14 protein-coding genes are annotated in these 16,743 nt (G+C 56.2%); 3 read left to right on the top strand and 11 right to left on the bottom strand.

The genetic code is table 11. From position 1 onward, the window contains the following. Nucleotides 1–373: 373 nt before the first annotated feature. From HFD95_RS07380 to malT, 5 genes are all read right to left on the bottom strand, one after another. Nucleotides 374–619 (bottom strand): hypothetical protein, encoded by a 246-nt coding sequence (locus HFD95_RS07380; RefSeq protein WP_022624743.1) that lies wholly within the window; start codon nt 617–619, stop codon nt 374–376. Between the two features lie 152 nt (nt 620–771). Continuing rightward, the gene (locus tag HFD95_RS07375; RefSeq protein ID WP_167430031.1) at nt 772–1,038 is read right to left on the bottom strand and encodes a hypothetical protein; all 267 of its coding nucleotides are present in this window, start codon (nt 1,036–1,038) and stop codon (nt 772–774) included. A gap of 116 nt (nt 1,039–1,154) precedes the next feature. Continuing rightward, nucleotides 1,155–1,577 carry a hypothetical protein gene (locus HFD95_RS07370; RefSeq protein WP_132498997.1) on the bottom strand — a complete coding sequence of 141 codons (423 nt, stop codon included), beginning with the start codon at nt 1,575–1,577 and terminating at the stop codon, nt 1,155–1,157. Between the two features lie 48 nt (nt 1,578–1,625). After that, nucleotides 1,626–1,778 carry a hypothetical protein gene (locus tag HFD95_RS22075; RefSeq protein WP_232526453.1) on the bottom strand — a complete coding sequence of 51 codons (153 nt, stop codon included), beginning with the start codon at nt 1,776–1,778 and terminating at the stop codon, nt 1,626–1,628. A 921-nt stretch (nt 1,779–2,699) separates the two neighbouring features. Continuing rightward, the gene (gene malT, locus HFD95_RS07360) at nt 2,700–5,402 is read right to left on the bottom strand and encodes an HTH-type transcriptional regulator MalT (RefSeq protein WP_167430030.1); all 2,703 of its coding nucleotides are present in this window, start codon (nt 5,400–5,402) and stop codon (nt 2,700–2,702) included. 282 nt (nt 5,403–5,684) lie between these two features. On the opposite strand from malT, the gene malP reads away from it, so the two are divergent. Further along, nucleotides 5,685–8,087 carry a maltodextrin phosphorylase gene (gene malP / locus HFD95_RS07355; protein ID WP_167430029.1) on the top strand — a complete coding sequence of 801 codons (2,403 nt, stop codon included), beginning with the start codon at nt 5,685–5,687 and terminating at the stop codon, nt 8,085–8,087. A gap of 8 nt (nt 8,088–8,095) precedes the next feature. Beyond that, nucleotides 8,096–10,171 carry a 4-alpha-glucanotransferase gene (gene malQ / locus HFD95_RS07350; RefSeq protein WP_167430028.1) on the top strand — a complete coding sequence of 692 codons (2,076 nt, stop codon included), beginning with the start codon at nt 8,096–8,098 and terminating at the stop codon, nt 10,169–10,171. A 186-nt stretch (nt 10,172–10,357) separates the two neighbouring features. On the opposite strand, the gene HFD95_RS07345 is transcribed toward malQ, so the two are convergent. From HFD95_RS07345 to malK, 6 genes are all read right to left on the bottom strand, one after another. Continuing rightward, a complete protein-coding gene (locus HFD95_RS07345) occupies nt 10,358–10,828 on the bottom strand; it encodes a type II toxin-antitoxin system YhaV family toxin (RefSeq protein WP_167430027.1) in 471 nt (156 codons plus the stop codon). A gap of 6 nt (nt 10,829–10,834) precedes the next feature. Continuing rightward, nucleotides 10,835–11,179 carry a type II toxin-antitoxin system PrlF family antitoxin gene (locus tag HFD95_RS07340; RefSeq protein ID WP_033773852.1) on the bottom strand — a complete coding sequence of 115 codons (345 nt, stop codon included), beginning with the start codon at nt 11,177–11,179 and terminating at the stop codon, nt 10,835–10,837. A 99-nt stretch (nt 11,180–11,278) separates the two neighbouring features. Next, nucleotides 11,279–11,494: a type II toxin-antitoxin system Phd/YefM family antitoxin gene (locus HFD95_RS07335; RefSeq protein WP_033773851.1), complete on the bottom strand. Its 216-nt coding sequence runs from the start codon at nt 11,492–11,494 to the stop codon at nt 11,279–11,281. 188 nt (nt 11,495–11,682) lie between these two features. Continuing rightward, nucleotides 11,683–12,621, bottom strand: coding sequence for a maltose operon protein MalM (gene malM, locus HFD95_RS07330; protein ID WP_167430026.1), 939 nt, complete (start codon nt 12,619–12,621; stop codon nt 11,683–11,685). A gap of 102 nt (nt 12,622–12,723) precedes the next feature. Next, nucleotides 12,724–14,025, bottom strand: a complete 1,302-nt coding sequence (locus HFD95_RS07325) for a maltoporin (RefSeq protein ID WP_033760237.1) — start codon at nt 14,023–14,025, stop codon at nt 12,724–12,726. Nucleotides 14,026–14,068: 43 nt separating this feature from the next. Next, a complete protein-coding gene (malK, locus tag HFD95_RS07320) occupies nt 14,069–15,178 on the bottom strand; it encodes a maltose/maltodextrin ABC transporter ATP-binding protein MalK (RefSeq protein WP_010247360.1) in 1,110 nt (369 codons plus the stop codon). A gap of 362 nt (nt 15,179–15,540) precedes the next feature. Here malK and malE point away from each other — a divergent pair, with 362 nt between their 5' ends. Then, the gene (gene malE / locus HFD95_RS07315; protein ID WP_010247363.1) at nt 15,541–16,731 is read left to right on the top strand and encodes a maltose/maltodextrin ABC transporter substrate-binding protein MalE; all 1,191 of its coding nucleotides are present in this window, start codon (nt 15,541–15,543) and stop codon (nt 16,729–16,731) included. Nucleotides 16,732–16,743: the final 12 nt, after the last annotated feature.

Here is a 16,743-nt window from a genome sequence, read left to right as displayed (position 1 = left end):
AACGGCTTTCAGATCTAATGCAACATAACATCCGTGACCAGCATGCCGCGATTCAACCCGTTCCCCTGCAGAAGAGGCTGGGGTTATGTCACAGGAGTCGGCAGAGGCCGGGCGGGAACTGGATGGTTGGGTGGTGCCGGATAAGCTGCCATCACTCAGGCTGACACTATGCGATATCTTTTAAGGAAGATCGGGATTTACTGGTGCCGGTAAAAACGACTGATATGACTTCACCGGCTTTGCAGTTCAGGCCTGGCAACCCGGTGTCTCCGCATTGCCTTGCTGTCTGCTTAGTCTGTGTTTATGAGGTCGCCGGGGTCATCAACCTCCGGCAAACCACGTTAACTGCATAGGGATAACTATTTAGCTCCACTCATCCCGGGAGAACCATCATGTCCTCCCTCATTCCCGCCACTGCCACCCTGCCCGCCGACGCCGCCAGGACCCGCATCGCCTCCGTTTCCGCCATTACCTGATCCGTCACCATTACCGCCGTTCCCTCCATTTCCTCCGTTTTCACCACCATTACCGCCGTCGCCGCCATTTCCGTTGCTGCCAGAACCAGCATTCCCTCCGTCTCCCCCGTTTCCGTCACCGCCACCGTCACCACCGTCGCCACCGTCGCCGTCTGCCCATGCCGCAGTGCTGAATATTCCGGCCGCCAGAGAAGAGGTTACCGTGAGTACGACCATGAAAGGTCTCAGTAATGCTGAGGTGAGAATAATGAGATATACAGCTTTCATGAGAAGGTTTTTCATATCATCCTCTGCGCTATGACTTATATGCCGCCGCCGCTATCACCGCTATCACCGTCATCACCACCATCACCACCATCACCACCATCACCACCATCACCACCATCACCACCGGATGAGTTGTTCCCGCTTCCTCCGTTGCCACCATCCCCTCCATCGGCTCCGTTAGTGCCGCCATTTCCGCCATCTCCGCCATTTGAGTTGGAGCCTGTACCAGCATTACCGCCGTTACCGCCATCCCCTCCGTTTTCGCCCGGACCACCGTCCCCGCCGTTTCCACCATCAGAAATCAGTGATAAGGAATCAGGAAAAGGAATCGGGGAGGCCGGAGAGGCATAACCGTAGTGTGTAAAAATCACCAGTATCAGAGTGGAGCACCTTAGTAGGGTACGGTATCGTTTACAGATGTTCTGACTGGTCATTGTTACCTCCATCACCGCCAGAACCTCCGGGCGCATTATCAGTTGAACCACCATCACCCCCGTTGCCACCATTGGCGCTACCCTGTCCATTTTTATGATGTTTGTGGTGTTTATGGTAGGGTTCAGTCGCGGCGCCTGCCCCATTTCCCCCATTTCCGCCGTTACCACCTGTAGCAGAACCGTTACCGCCGTTACCTCCGTTCAGACAGCCTGTACCGGGCACGCCGTCTTTACCACTTTCTCCATCAGGCGAACTGCCGTTCCCATCTTGTCCGTTCAGGCTCTCACAGGCAGACAGCTGAATAGTGTCCTGCGGGAGTGTCTGACTGAATACCGGCAGGGAAAGGAGCAGCCCTGCAGATAGTGGAAAAAAAATCAGCGTGTTGTGTAGCTTTGACATAGAAGTTTCATCCTTTAATTAATGGCCGCCTTCATGAGGCGACCATTTTTAGTTAGATTCTGCAGCCTGATTACGCACCGCCGCCATCACCACCACCACCATCGCCACCGCTATCACCACCATCACCGCCGCCGTCACCGTCTCCGGAACCATTACCGTTAGCGGAGCCGTTGCCAGTGCCGTTATCATTACCGCTGCCATTCCCGTTACCGCTGGCGCTGTTATTTCCTCCATCGCCGCCAGGGCCACCAGGAGAATTAGAACCAGAACCCCCGCTGCCGCCGTCACCTCCATTAGCATCGCCGACAAGTAAGAAGGTCTGTGGGGAGTGATTCGTAAACGGTTGGTTATGTAACGGTGCAGCGACTGCAAGTCGCGCTGCAGAGAGAACAAAAACAGCCAAAGCAAGCGTTAATTTTTTATGTCTCATAATCCATCCTTAAAGATAATAAATACATGAGATAATCGCTGGCCCACCCCATAGCTAATGAGCTATTTCATTAAAAGTAAATTATCTAAAAAATAAAAACTATGGAGTGTAATGAAACGTTTTTCGTTGTTTTAGAATGTTTTCGTTTAATTTTAAAAAAAATTTTCGGGGATGCTATTTTTTAACTAACTAGTTAATAGCTAATGACATTAAAGGCTAATAATTACCCTACTAACAATTTACTCTTTTCATGAAATAATACATATTGCATTTTTATTAAGGCACTTTTTTCATAAGCAGGGAATGACAATCCTGAACTCAAAAAAAAGCAAAAGCATATATCATTTTCTATAATTCATCTGACTTTTAAGAGGTATGGTAAGGGGACACTGTTTAACCACTCAGAATTAATTTTCCTGAACCTCAGAAATCCGTAATTTCAGGAAGCACTACCCTAACTGCTGCAGGCGGGACCTCGCGGGGCTGAATAAAGGTGAAACCCGTAACGCGCAGATGCATGCGATATTTATGCACCGGCTGGAAGAAATCAGGGCCCGAAATCCGGCAAATCAGAGCTGCATGTTGCGCAGTAAAGTAACTGCCCCGCTTCCCATTGATAAAGACCGCCTGTTTCGATGGTGTGCTGACATGCGGCAGAGCGGGCTGAAGCCCGCCCCTGTAAACGCCTGTCGTCAGACATATCCCATCATTTTCAGCAGCGACTGCACCTGATTCATCGCTTCGCTGCGATGGGTGACGCCCAGCTTCTGATAGAGATTGCGGATATGGGTTTTGATGGTGGTGGAGGCCACCGCCAGCTCACCGGCGATTTGATCGTTGCTGTAGCCAGAATAGATTAATCCCAGCACCTGCCATTCACGCTGCGTCAGCGGACTGGTTCGGATCAGCTCCGGCACGTCAGGATGGTTAAGCAACCGGCTGACAAAGCCTTCATCGAAATGGGCGAATTTGTGACGGTGATATTTGTTGATCTCCAGCAGGATGCGCCGGGCACGGTGGCTGTCCAGTTCATTCAGGGTATTCAGCTGAATCAATTGCCGCAACTGCTGCGCCATCATCTCGCCTTCAATCACAAAATGGCTGATAAAACCGGTGCTGCGCGCCAGTTTCAGCGCCTCAATCAGGACACGCTGCGCCTCCGCTTTGCGGTCGGTCTGCCAGTAGATCTGATTCAGCAGCAACAGATTGCGGTTTAAATCGCTCATCAGGCGCAGGGCACGGGCATTCTCATTCAGCTCCTCCAGCACCACTTCCGCCTGGCTGACATCACCCAGCAGGATTTGCGCGCGGGCGATGTTCCGCCATTGTCCCTGCAGAAAATGGTTATTGGCGAAGGCGGGTTTAGGCGTCTGCCGCATCCAGTCACGGGCGTTCTGGCTGTCGCCGGTCAACTGCCAGTAAATGACCCGGACTTTGTCGGCATTGGCTATCCAGTCGCTGTGCCAGTTGCCATTGTTCAGCAGGTTTTCCAGCCGGTTCAGGTAGCTGCGGGCGTTATCCAGATTGCCACGTGCCAGTGAGCACTGCACCAGCAATCCCAGACACTGAATCTGCTGCTGCGGCTGGAAACCGTTCAGTACCTTGATGCCTTCCCGGGCCGCTTGCTCCGCCTCTTCCAGTCGTCCCCAGGCCCACAGCAACTGAGCGCGAATGCGCAGCAGAAACTCATGCAGCGGGAACTGCGCCAGGTGCTGCTCGTCGACCAGCACAAAGGCGCGGCTCTGGATCTCATAGGCTGCCTGCAAAAAGCCCTGAGCAAACAGAATCTCGCTCTGCTGAATCAGGCTCCAGAGGGCGTAGTGCCACACTTCATCGCGCCGCGCCATCTGTTCGGTCTGCCGCATCAGCTTGAGTGAATCATCCAGCTCGCCTTTGCAGTGCATCACTTCACCATGCACTGAGGTTGCCACAATGCGGCTGTAGTGACGGCTCGCTGGCAGGGTGTCGAGCGCCACTTTCGCCAGCCGCTCCGCTTCATCGGTATTGCCATCGTTAATCGCCACCTGGGCGCGCAACGCATTAAATTCACCGCGCAGTGCTGCGTCGATCTCGCAGCGGCTGGCCTGTTCAAAACGCGCCAGCAGACTGTCGACTTCGGAGAAGCGATGCTGACTCTGCATCAGCCACGCCTGCAGCAGTACCAGCATTGGATTTTCCAGCATCATCTCCCACGGCAGTGCTTTCAGGGAGTTCTCCAGCAGTGGCAGCTCGCTCTGATTAAACAGCGTCCAGGCGTGCTTCAGCAGCACGTCCCGCAGCATAGTGGCGTCGCCAGAGGCGAGTGCATGATGAATCGCCTCGCCGGGAAAACCCTGCGCCATCCAGCTCTCTGCCGCAGCCCGATGTAGCGCAGGCAGTTCCGCCGCCAGTTCCCACTGGCAGCGCTGACGCAGGAAGTTACCAAACAGCGGATGGTAGCTGAACCAGCAGCCGGAATCGTCCATGCGCTGCAGAAACAGACCCTGACGCTCAATCTCTTCCAGCCGCATCTGGCCGTTCTCTTCGCGAGTGACACAGGCGATCAGTTCATCGTTCATTGAACGCAGCAGCGCGGTTTTCAGTAAGAAATGGCGGGTAGGCAGATCGACGTTATCCAGAACTTCCTCAACCAGATAATCGGAGAGGTGGCTGGCATTAATGCCAGAGAGACGCCGGGCAGAATGCTGAGCCGAACTGGCACCCTGTCGCGCCGACAGTACGATCAATTGCAGCGCCGTAGCCCAGCCCGCTACATCATCACAGAGTCGGCTGCTCTCTTCGCTTTCCAGCGGGGCCGCCAGTCGGCAGTCAAAAAACTGTCGCGCCTCCTGGTGGGTAAAAGCCAGCTGCTGGCTGCCCAGCTCAATCAGTTGCTCACGCACCCGCAGGTTGGCGATACCGAGCTGCGGCAGATTACGTGACATCAGAATCAGCGTCAGATTTTCAGGCTGATGGCGCAGGAAAAAGCGCATCGCGTCGTGGATCACCGGATTGGTAATCAGATGGTAGTCATCAACAATCAGCCATAGCGGCTGATGCCACTCCACCAGCTCGATAAAGAGTTGAGAAAACAGCGCATTGAGATTCACATACTGCCGCTTCTGCGCCAGCAGTTCACTGCGCGGACAGCCACCGTGAGTGGCCTGTTGCAGTGCAGCAATAAGGTAGTCGGCAAAGCGCTCCGGCTGATTATCGCCCTCATCTAAAGAAACCCACCCCAGATCGCTTTTCCCTGCCGCCCACTGCGACACCAGTGTGGTTTTACCATAGCCCGCCGGACTGGTGACCAGCACCAGCCGATAGTTACCGGCAGCGGTGAGCTTTTGCAGCAATCTCTCCCGAATCACAGTGCCTTCAAGACGCACCGGGCGGCTGAGTTTAGCGGGTATTAACATGGGCGCGCGTTTCTCCATTTGTCGAGCGCATCATTATTTTACGCTTCGTAATTATTCCTTACACAGGTTCAGCATTTCGTCAGATGAATGCAAGCAAACCCATTAATTAAACTTTACAAAAGCGTGCGCTATCACACTCCTTCAACGATTTCGGATTAGCCTCATCCTCTCCACCCTCCCCATCCTCCTCCGCTAATTCTTTGCAGGAGGATGAGCGAGGGTTTCCGCGCGGGCAGACTGTCGCCACATTGATCCATTTTCCGTTTTCACAGGACATCAACCATGACACAGCCCGATTTCAACCCGATTCAGTTCAATGCTGCCCTGACCCGTCAGTGGCAGCGTTTTGGCCTGCGCGATGCGCAGGAGATGACCACGACACAGTGGTGGCAGGCACTCAGCGGTGCGCTGGCCGATATGCTGGTCGCGCAGCCTGCTCCCCCGGCCCCGACAGAACTGCGCCATGTTAACTATCTGTCGATGGAGTTTTTGATCGGTCGCCTGACCGGCAACAACCTGCTGAACCTGGGCTGGTATGACGCGGTCAACGAGGCCCTGGCCGCCTGGGATATCTCACTCACTGACGTACTGGAAACCGAAACAGATCCGGCGCTGGGTAATGGCGGCCTGGGTCGCCTGGCAGCCTGTTTCCTGGATTCCATGGCGAATGTGGGTCAGCCCGCTACGGGCTACGGTCTGAACTATCAGTACGGTCTGTTCCGGCAGCGCTTCGAACAGGGCGCGCAGATTGAAAGCCCCGATGACTGGCAGCGCGACCGCTATCCGTGGTTTAACCACAACGCCGCGCTTAACGTGCGGGTCGGACTGGGCGGTAAAGTGGTGACGGTTGCGGGTCAGCCACAGTGGCAACCGGCGTTTGAACTGCTCGGCGAAGCCTGGGATCTGCCGGTGGTCGGTTATCAAAATGGTATCAGCCAGCCACTGCGTCTATGGCAGGCGAAACATGCCCAGCCGTTTAACCTTGATCGCTTCAACGACGGCGACTTTCTGCGCGCTGAACAACAGGGTATTGATGCTGAAAAACTGACTAAAGTGCTCTACCCCAATGACAATCATCAGAACGGTAAAAAACTGCGTCTGATGCAGCAATATTTTCAGTGCGCCTGCGCGCTGGCTGACATTCTGCGTCGCCATCATCGGGCCGGACGCAGCATCGAAACCCTGGCCGATCATGAAGTGATCCAGCTTAATGACACCCATCCGACGCTGGCCATCCCGGAGCTGATGCGTCTGCTGCTGGATGAGCATCAGCTGAGCTGGGATCGCGCCTGGCAGATCACACAGCACACTTTTGCCTACACCAATCACACCCTGATGCCGGAAGCGCTGGAGTGCTGGGATGTGCGTCTGGTGCGCAGCCTGCTGCCGCGCCATATGATGATCATCAATACCCTGAACGCGCAGCTAAAAACGGCTGTCACCGCGCGCTGGCCGGACGATGAAGCGAAGTGGGCCAGACTGGCGCTGGTGCATAATAACCAGCTGCGGATGGCGAACCTCTGCGTGACCAGCGGGTTCGCGGTCAACGGTGTGGCGGCGCTGCACTCGAAACTGGTGGTGCAGGATCTCTTCCCGGAATATCACCAGATGTGGCCAGAGAAATTTCACAACGTGACCAACGGCATTACGCCGCGCCGCTGGATCAATCAGTGCAACCCGGCGCTGAGTGCCCTGATCACCCGGACATTGCAAAAACCCTGGCTGAACGATCTCGATGCCTTGCAGGGGCTGGAAGCCTTTGCGGATGACGCCGCCTTCTGCGCGGAATATCGCGCCATCAAGCAGCAGAACAAAGTCGCGCTGGCGCACTGGGTGAAACAGCGGACCGGCATTGAGATTGACCCCACGGCGCTGTTTGACGTACAGATCAAACGACTGCATGAGTACAAACGCCAGCATCTGAGCCTGCTGCACATCATTGCGCTGTGGCAGACGCTGGTCACCGATCCGCAGGCTAACCGGACGCCGCGCGTGGTGCTGTTTGGTGCCAAAGCCGCGCCCGGCTATGCACTGGCGAAAAACATCATCTATGCCATCAACAAAGTGGCCGAGGTGATCAATCAGGATCCCCGTATCGGTGACCGGCTGAAAGTCGTGTTTATTCCCGATTACAACGTCTCCGTCGCCGAGCGGCTGATTCCCGCCGCCGACCTTTCTGAGCAGATCTCAACCGCCGGTAAAGAAGCGTCCGGCACCGGAAATATGAAACTGGCGCTGAATGGCGCACTGACCATCGGCACACTGGATGGAGCGAACGTCGAGATCGCTGAGCAGGTTGGCAGCGAGAACATCTTTATCTTCGGGCATACCGTGGAACAGGTGGTGGCGTTAAAAGCAGACGGTTATGCCCCGGCGCAGTGGCGCAAGAAAGATTCGCAGCTCAATCAGGTCTTACTGGCGCTGGAAGATGGCACCTTCAGCCAGGGCGACTGCCACGCCTTTGATGCGATGTTGCAGAGTCTCGGCCCGGAAGGCGGTGATCCCTATCTGGTACTGGCTGACTTCCAGCCCTACCTTGACGCACAGGCGCAGGTAGAAGCGCTGTGGAGCGATCAGGAGGCCTGGACACGTGCCACCATCCTCAATACCGCACGCTGTGGCATGTTCAGCTCCGATCGCGCTATCCGCGATTACCAGCAGCGCATCTGGCAAGCGAAACGCTAAGGAACGCCATGAAAACAGATCCGGTTATGGACGATTTCTCCCGGGCGGGCATCGCCGCTGAGTATATCAATGCTCACGGCAAGCCACAGGCGATCCCGACCCTGACCCGCCAGCGTTTGCTGGCGGTGATGCAGCCTTCCCATCCGCTGAGCACGCCGCTGCCACCGGTGGTGATTTTTCGCAGCGGCGATCTTCTGAGCCTGTCACCACAGCTCGCTGACGATGCCCACTGGCATCTCACCAGTGAAGCGGGTGAAATCAGCTCAGGTCGCTGCCAGCCCGCTCAGCCGCTGCATCTGCCGCCGCTGCCTGAAGGCTATCATGAGCTGACGCTGCAACAGGGTGCGCAGCAGTGGTCGTGCCGGATAATAATTGCCCCGGCCCGCTGTTATGAACCCCCGGCCCTGCTGGCAGGTGAGTCAATATGGGGCGCCTGCGTGCAGCTCTATACCCTGCGCTCGGCGGAGAACTGGGGAATCGGCGACTTTGGCGATCTGCGCCGGATGCTGCCGGAGGTAGCCGCACGCGGCGGCGCGTTTATCGGTCTTAACCCTATCCATGCGCTGTTTCCCTCCAGCCCGGAGAGTGCCAGCCCTTACAGCCCCTCGTCCCGGCGCTGGCTTAATGTGCTCTACATCGATGTGGGCGCAGTCGCTGACTTCCGGCAGAGCGCTGCCGCTCAGGCCTGGTGGCAACGTCCGGAAACAGAACAGGCGCTGGAACAGGCTCGCGCAGCAGATTGGGTGGATTATGCGGCGGTGACCCGGCTGAAAATTGCCGCGCTGAGACTGGCGTGGCCGCAGTTTACTCAGCGTGACGCCAGCGATCCCGAGGTGCAGGCGTTTAATGGATTTATACGTGAAGGAGGCGAGAGTCTTCAGCATCAGGCGCTGTTTGATGCGCTGCACGCCGATCAGATAGCACAGGATAGTGATCGCTGGGGCTGGCCGGTGTGGCCGGAGGCGTTGCAGGACCCCGGCAGTCCGGCCGTGCAGGCCTTCCTGCAACAGCACGCCGATCAGGTGCGCTTCTGGCTCTGGCTGCAGTGGCTGGCCGCGAAGCAGTTTGCCGACTGCTGGGACATCTGCCAGCAGCAGCAGATGACGATTGGACTTTACCGCGATCTGGCGGTGGGTGTTGCGCAGGGTGGCGCAGAGACCTGGAGCGAGCGCGATCTCTACTGCATGGAGGCCAGCATCGGTGCGCCGCCCGATATTCTCGGCCCGCGCGGCCAGGACTGGGGATTGCCGCCCATGGATCCGCAGGTGATGCGTCAGCGCGCCTGGGAGCCATGGATCGCCCTGCTGCGCGCCAACATGCGCCACTGCGGCGCACTGCGCATTGACCATGTGATGGCGCTAATGCGGCTGTGGTGGATTCCGGCCGGTGATAGCGCGATGCACGGTGCCTACGTGCACTATCCCATCGACGATCTGCTGGCGATTCTGGCGCTGGAAAGTCAGCGTCATCGCTGCATGGTAATTGGCGAAGATCTCGGTACGGTGCCGGAAGCGATTGTCGATAAGCTGCGCGATGGCGGGGTCTACTCCTATAAGGTGCTCTATTTTGAGCAGGAGTCAGCCCACAGTTTTCGTCCGCCCGCAGAATGGCCACGACAGGCAATGGCGGTCGCGACCACTCACGATCTTCCGACGCTGCGTGGCTGGTGGCAGAGCGATGATTTGACCACCGGCGCACAACTCGGCCTCTATCCCGACAAAGTGGTGCTGGCCGGGCTATATCAGGATCGGCTGCGGGCGAAGCAGGCGCTGCTGCAGAGTCTGCATCGGGTTGGTGCCCTGCCGAAACGTGCCGGACGCGATGCACGTCGCACCGGCATGAGCAAGGCATTAAACCGGGCGATGCAGCGCTATCTGGCTGATAGCCACAGCGCCCTGCTGGGACTGCAACCGGAGGACTGGCTGGATATGGCGACGCCGGTCAATATTCCAGGCACCAGCGATGAATATCCGAACTGGCGACGCAAGCTCAGCGCCACGCTGGAAACGCTATTCAGCGATCCTGCCACTGACACGCTGCTGCGTGATCTGACGGCACGCAGGAAGCGACTACTGCGCGACTGAAGGTTAACACGCGACTCAGACTCGTGTCTGACGCAGCCTGTTTACATCATTTTCAGTTATTACAGCGTGCGGGACGGCAACGGCTCGCACGCTGCTACTGTAATCAGCGCCTCTCAACAGTGATAAGATCACCCTGAGTAAGAGCGTCTGAAAAACAAACCGGATTCTGTTCAGGATTTAATGAACTTAAGAATTTATCTTCGCCCATTCCTGAGATTGCTTTAACAGCAATGCCCAGCCGTCAGGTGGATAGCCGTTATGCAACATTCCTGAAAATACTTTATAGGCGTCACGCTTACTGCCATAAGCACGTTTGGTCTCAGCGTCATTCATCCATGCAAGAATGATGGTTTTATGTTGCTCGCTGAATCTGAAGAACAAACGATACTGCATCAAAAACTTTGCACGCAACCAATGCTTATTTTGTTCTCCCAGCGTATCGCCCTGGCGAAACTTTGCCTGATGTGGATCGGCGCAAATCTCACTATTGATAACTTTAAACACAGCGGCTAAAAGCTTAGTCGTCGCTTTTCGCTGGTAACTTTCAGGATATTTAGCCCTGAGTAACTCCACTTCATTGGTCAGCGCAATCAGCTGCGATTCAAAACAGGGATGAACATAAACGTGCCATCCATTTATAACCGTGCTGTCTTCCATACTTAATTACTCATCGTCCATGAGTGGAGCATCCAAATCAACGTCCATACCTTCGGTCAACGATGTAATGCGAGTTAATAATCCTCGATCCAGCGTTTTAATATTTGCAGGTGTGTTGCGTATGTCAGCAGCAAGAAAACTCAGAAAGCTCGCCATCACTGGATCATCATCAGTCACCGTTTCCTGACGGGTAATAAGGACTTTGCCGCCCGGCAGAACAGCGTATTCGATATTCTCACCAGGTTGCAGATTCATCGCATCACGAACTGCGGCAGGGATAGTGGTCTGGCTGCGCGCTGTCAGTTTTGATGAAGCACGCAGAGAGATGTTTGCATGAGTCAGAGTTCCCATTGCGGATTCTCACTAGAAAAAAACAAGATAGCGCAACAGTAATGCAAGTGCATTGGCAATGCAAATGCATTGATCGCGATAAGAGCGAATGTTTTGTTACTAAGTCTTCATTAAAAGTTTCTGATTACGCTTTTCCGTATCGACTGAAAAATTGGCACCCTGTTTTATTTCCTGCCAGACATCAAACTCTTCGCGACTGATAAGCACAGCAGCAGAGCCGCCCCGGCGGGTGATAATCACAGGCTCACCCGCCATCACGATATCCATGATTTCAGCAAGATATTTTCGGGCCTGTGTTGTCGTGTAACTTCGCATATAGCCTCCAGAAAAGTCATCCCTGAAACAGCTTAGTTAGCCTATATTCATCAAACGCTATTGCCCACAGCATGACTTACGCAATGCGTAAAACCACGCAAAAAAATCATGCAATCAGGATCTCTGCAACAAAAAAAGGTGCGCCGCAGCGCACCAGATGGAACAACATCAGTATTGTCGGGGCAGCTTCACCCCTTGCCTTTAACACTACTGATAAAGGTCTGCCGGGCAGAGGTGGAACCCAGCCGCTCGGCTTCATCCAGCAGTTTCAGCGCCTTATCGATATTACCGCTGTTCACCGCCTGTCTGATCTTCTGGTTAAAGTAACTCTCGGTGTCGCTCATGATCGGTTCCGCACGGGCTTTTGGCGCGGGCGCTGCGGCGGGTGCAGGCGCCGGTGCTGCGCTGTACGCTGCCGCAGGTGCGGTATTGCCGACGGTCACCGCGCTCGGGCCGGATGAACCAAACAGCGGCCCGACCAGAATGGATGAGCCGGAACTGGTCTGCATCTTCAGCTTGATTGTCCCTTCCCGGCTGTGGCGGGCGACGGGATCGGGAATATCCGGTACCGCATGACCGGTGCCCTGGGCGTAGGCCTTGGCCGGGTCAAGCAGCGTGGTGGTTTGTGTCAGATCGCTGTCGGTGGTGAACACCAGCAGGTAGATTTTTTGCTGACCCAGCGCCGGGGTTAATTTCATCACCCCTTCCAGTCGATCTGCCGCCATCACGCCCGGCTTCTGATAGGTAAAGTAGCGGCTGGGGAACCAGGCCGCGGGGCGCAGGTTTTCATCCAGCACCAGCACGTTCGGCGCGAAAACCTGACCGTTCGCCACTTCACTGCTCAGCGTCAGCGTCAGTTCGCCGATATTGGCGGGCAGACTATAGGCCGCGACCGGACCGGCAATGTGTGGCGCATTCAGCGTCTGTCCGCTGTCAGCGAGTTTTGTGGTCTGTGTCTGAGAAGCAGCCAGCGGTTGCCAGCTCAGGCGTTGCAGTGTTTCGGGTGCCACGACCGGTGCGGACGAGAGATCCTGCGGCACCAGATTGACATCCGCCAGGGCGGGAAGCACGTGTCCTGTCAGTAACGCCGCACTCAGGCAGAGTGCAGCCAGTTTTTTCATTTTCATTATGTCTACCTTATTGCAGGTCGCGGCGTGAACCAGGCAATGGCACACCGCGACCAAAGAGATCCATCAGGCGCAGGCGCGCCTGTCAGAAAAGGTGCTGGCTTACCACCAGATTTCCATCTGCGCGCCGAAGGTCACTTCATCGTCTTTACCACGGCTGTTAGTCAGGATGCCGTTGCCGCTGGTGTCCGCAGAGGCGAAGGTAGTGAGATCGCCTGAGTTATCTTTGTTGTAACCCCACTTTTCATCCCATTTGGCGTAGGTCGCGAACAGACGCAGAGCCGGACGTGACCAGATGCTGTCGCCCGCCTGCCACTGCTGCGCCAGCGTCACTTTGTACTGGCCGTTGCGCTCGTTAGCCTGCTGTGATTTGACGTTGTCGTAGCCCAGTTCCAGCAACGTGCTCATAATCGGCGTCCATTTGTACATCGGGCGCACACCCACGGTGTACCACTCGGTGCCGCGGTTGTTGTCCAGATCGATGTTCTGGTACATAGCGACGTACATCAGATCCCAGCGTTCGGCCAGCGAGATCGCACCGTGGTCGAGGATGCGGTACATGTCACCATTGTTATTGAGGCTGGTGCCCTGCGGCACGCCTTTGCCCTGAGAGGTCAGCGCATCGGTGGCATACTGCAGTACGAATTTGTTATAGCCCTTCAGCATGCTCTGGGTATGTTCAGCAGTGAACATCCAGCCATCTTTAGAAGCCCCCTCTTCCAGACGGTAGTCGTCACGGGCATTAGCGCGACCGTAGTCGACACCCAGCTCCAGCACGCCGTTGGTGTTGGTTTCCAGACCGGCCAGACGCACATCAAACACGTCGTTGGCAGTACTGGTGGCGAAGTCACGGATACGATCGCTGGAGAAGGTGTAAGAGCCGCCCGCTTCAGATGAACGGGTTGCGGCGAAAGAGAGTTTACCGAAGCCGAGATCGACATCTTCCAGACCGGCACCCGGACCGGAAATATCCCAGTAGTAGAAGTCGATCATATGGACGTCATGACGCTGATAGAAACGCTTACCGGCCCAGATGGTAGAGCCTGGCAGCGCGTCGATCAGGTTTTTACCTTTTACGTTGGCTTCACGGAAGGCGGGCGATGTGGCTTCCCAGTCATTCTGCTGTGCCACGGAGTAAGCCACGTTGGTGTCGAAATAGAAGCTTTTGTCGCCCTCTTTCCACACTTCCTGGCCTAATTTCAGTTCGGCGTAGGTTTCACATTCGTTGCCCAGACGGTATTTACTTTGGGCACCGGTGGCCTGGAAACATTGCTGTTCACCACCGCTGCCGGTCCAGCCAATGCCGGAACGGGCGTAACCGGTAAAATCAACCGCCATCGTCGGGGCGGAGAGGGTTCCCACCGCGACGGCAACGGCGATGGGAAGTTTGCGCAGAGTTAACATTTTCTATCTCCTGAGGTCATTGCTTTTATTGTTTTTGGCAGGGCTATACACCCGGCTCCTGATACAGCCTGCGGCACGCGCTCCCGTCCTCGCGGAACAGGTGACAACGCTCGGGCGGCAGGCCAATACCGAGGATGGCGCCCTCTTTTACCAGCACGACGTCCTCCTGGCGGTAAACCAGGTTCTGACGGATAGCGGGAATCTCGATGTGGATCTGTGTTTCATGCCCCAACTGTTCCACCACCTGCACTTCCCCTTCCAGGGTGACGTCGGCGATATCGCTGGAGAGCAGATGTTCCGGGCGAATACCCAGTGACATGTTGCTGCCGACCTGCACACCGGCGCTGTCAACCGGCAGCCAGACCAGCTGCTGATTCGGCAGCCGCACCTGAACCTGATCGATGGCGGTGGCGGTCACTTTGACCGGCAGGAAATTCATTTTTGGTGAGCCGATAAATCCGGCGACAAAGCGGTTGGCGGGATAGTGGTAGAGCTCAAGCGGCTTGCCGACCTGCGCAATGCGTCCGGCATCCAGCACCACGATTTTGTCGGCCAGCGTCATCGCTTCGATCTGATCGTGGGTCACGTAAATCATGGTGCGCTTCAGGCGCTTATGCAGACGGGAGATCTCAATGCGCATCTGAACGCGCAGCGCGGCGTCAAGGTTCGACAGTGGTTCATCCAGCAGGAAGACGCGCGGTTCCGCCACCAGCGTGCGGCCAATCGCCACGCGCTGACGCTGCCCGCCAGAGAGGGCTTTAGGACGGCGATCGAGCAGATGCGCCAGTTGCAGAATCTCCGCCACCTGATTAACCCGCTGCTGGATCTCCGCTTTTTTCACCCCGGCCAGTTTGAGGCCAAAAGACATGTTCTCCGCCACCGACAGATGGGGATAGAGCGCATAGGACTGAAACACCATGCCGATGCCGCGTTCGGCGGGTGGCACTTCATTCATGCGCCGGTCGCCGATTAACAGCTCGCCGCTGGTGATGGTCTCCAGTCCGGCAATCATGCGCAGCAGCGTCGATTTGCCACAGCCTGATGGGCCGACGAAAACAACAAATTCCCCTTCACGAATAGTGAGATCGATATCTTTCGACACCACCGTATCGCCCCAGGCTTTCGTGACATTGCGTAACACAACGCTCGCCATGATCCCTTCCCTCTTAGCTGCATAGTCGTGTCTGCCCAGCGGCAGACGAGTTCCGGGGCTCACTATGCGAGAGGAAACTGACGGTAACATCCTCCACCGCAATGCATTCCGCTGGGGGAGGAGGCGGGAGGAGGAGAAACGCGGGCTGACGCCGCGGCCCGCACGCTGACGCGCTTTTTTGTGATCGCTAACGCAGACCCGCAGGAATTTTTGCCGCGTAAGCGCCCGCTTGAGGGGCTTTTTGCCAGCGCGATCACAGCGGCAGGCCGAGGGGCGTAGAGCAGAGGAGGATGAGAAGCCGTGGCGGATAAGCACAATGATGCCGGTACAGCATTCACCACTTCCGCTAACAGGATGGATTTATGACGATGAAAACCGGAGCAAGAATTCTGGCCCTTTCTGCCCTCTCTGCCGTGCTCTTTTCGGCCAGCGCGATGGCAAAAATTGAGGAAGGTAAACTGGTCATCTGGATCAACGGTGACAAGGGCTACAACGGCCTTGCCGAAGTGGGTAAGAAATTTGAGCAGGAGACCGGCATCAAAGTCACGGTCGAACATCCTGACAAAATGGAAGAGAAGTATCCGCAGGTCGCAGCGACCGGCGATGGCCCGGATATTATCTTCTGGGCACATGACCGTTTCGGCGGCTACGCGCAGTCCGGCCTGCTGGCTGAGATCACGCCGGATGCCAGCTTCCGCGAGAAGATTTTCCCGTTCACCTGGGACGCGGTGCGCTTTGACGGCAAGCTGATTGGCTACCCGATTTCCGTTGAGTCGCTGTCACTGATCTACAACAAGAAACTGCTGCCGAACCCGCCAAAAACCTGGGAAGAGATTGCCGGTCTCGACAAGCAACTGCGCGCCAAAGGCAAAAGCGCCATCATGTTTAACCTGCAGGAACCCTACTTCACCTGGCCGCTGCTGGCCGCAGGCGGGGCTTACGCCTTTAAGCTCACCGACGGACATTATGACGTGAAGGATGTCGGCGTCGATAACGCCGGGGCGAAGGCGGGCATGCAATTCCTGGTCGATCAGGTTAAAGCCAAAACCCTGAATGCGGACACCGATTATTCGATTGCTGAGGCCGCCTTTAACAAGGGCGAAACCGCCATGACCATTAATGGTCCGTGGGCGTGGGGCAACCTCGACAAAAGCGGCATCGACTATGGCGTCACCGAATTGCCAACCCTGAACGGTAAACCGTCGAAAGCCTTTGTCGGCGTGCTGAGTGCCGGGATCAACGCCGCCAGTCCTAACAAAGAGCTGGCGAAAGAGTTCCTGGAGAATTATCTGCTGACTGACACCGGTCTGGATGCGGTCAACAAAGATAAGCCGCTGGGTGCTGTGGCGCTGAAATCTTTCCAGCAGACGCTGGAAAAAGATTCGCGTATCGCAGCCACCATGAACAACGCCCGTCAGGGTGACATCATGCCGAATATCCCGCAGATGGCGGCATTCTGGTATGCGATGCGCACCGCTACCCTGAACGCGCTGGGCGGTCGTCAGAGCGTCGACGCCGCACTGAAAGATGCTCAGGCCCGTCTGAAGAAGTAATCTCCCCTTGCA

Origin of the sequence: Pantoea sp. EKM10T (assembly GCF_011800685.1) — a bacterium.
Taxonomy (GTDB): Bacteria; Pseudomonadota; Gammaproteobacteria; order Enterobacterales; family Enterobacteriaceae; genus Pantoea; species Pantoea agglomerans.
The sequence above is the reverse complement of the archived record's forward strand: the minus strand, read 5'-3'. Positions and strand labels throughout refer to the sequence as shown.

Bases quoted from the DNA above. Each gene is read 5' to 3' on its own strand.
- HFD95_RS07345 (WP_167430027.1), bottom strand. From the start codon at position 10,828: ATGGAAGACAGCACGGTTATAAATGGATGGCACGTTTATGTTCATCCC.
- HFD95_RS07325 (WP_033760237.1), bottom strand. From the start codon at position 14,025: ATGTTAACTCTGCGCAAACTTCCCATCGCCGTTGCCGTCGCGGTGGGA.
- HFD95_RS22075 (WP_232526453.1), bottom strand. From the start codon at position 1,778: ATGGCAGCGGTAATGATAACGGCACTGGCAACGGCTCCGCTAACGGTA.
- malQ (WP_167430028.1), top strand. From the start codon at position 8,096: ATGAAAACAGATCCGGTTATGGACGATTTCTCCCGGGCGGGCATCGCC.
- HFD95_RS07375 (WP_167430031.1), bottom strand. From the start codon at position 1,038: ATGGTGGAAACGGCGGGGACGGTGGTCCGGGCGAAAACGGAGGGGATG.
- malE (WP_010247363.1), top strand. From the start codon at position 15,541: ATGACGATGAAAACCGGAGCAAGAATTCTGGCCCTTTCTGCCCTCTCT.
- malP (WP_167430029.1), top strand. From the start codon at position 5,685: ATGACACAGCCCGATTTCAACCCGATTCAGTTCAATGCTGCCCTGACC.
- HFD95_RS07340 (WP_033773852.1), bottom strand. From the start codon at position 11,179: ATGGGAACTCTGACTCATGCAAACATCTCTCTGCGTGCTTCATCAAAA.
- malK (WP_010247360.1), bottom strand. From the start codon at position 15,178: ATGGCGAGCGTTGTGTTACGCAATGTCACGAAAGCCTGGGGCGATACG.
- malM (WP_167430026.1), bottom strand. From the start codon at position 12,621: ATGAAAATGAAAAAACTGGCTGCACTCTGCCTGAGTGCGGCGTTACTG.
- HFD95_RS07370 (WP_132498997.1), bottom strand. From the start codon at position 1,577: ATGTCAAAGCTACACAACACGCTGATTTTTTTTCCACTATCTGCAGGG.
- HFD95_RS07335 (WP_033773851.1), bottom strand. From the start codon at position 11,494: ATGCGAAGTTACACGACAACACAGGCCCGAAAATATCTTGCTGAAATC.
- malT (WP_167430030.1), bottom strand. From the start codon at position 5,402: ATGTTAATACCCGCTAAACTCAGCCGCCCGGTGCGTCTTGAAGGCACT.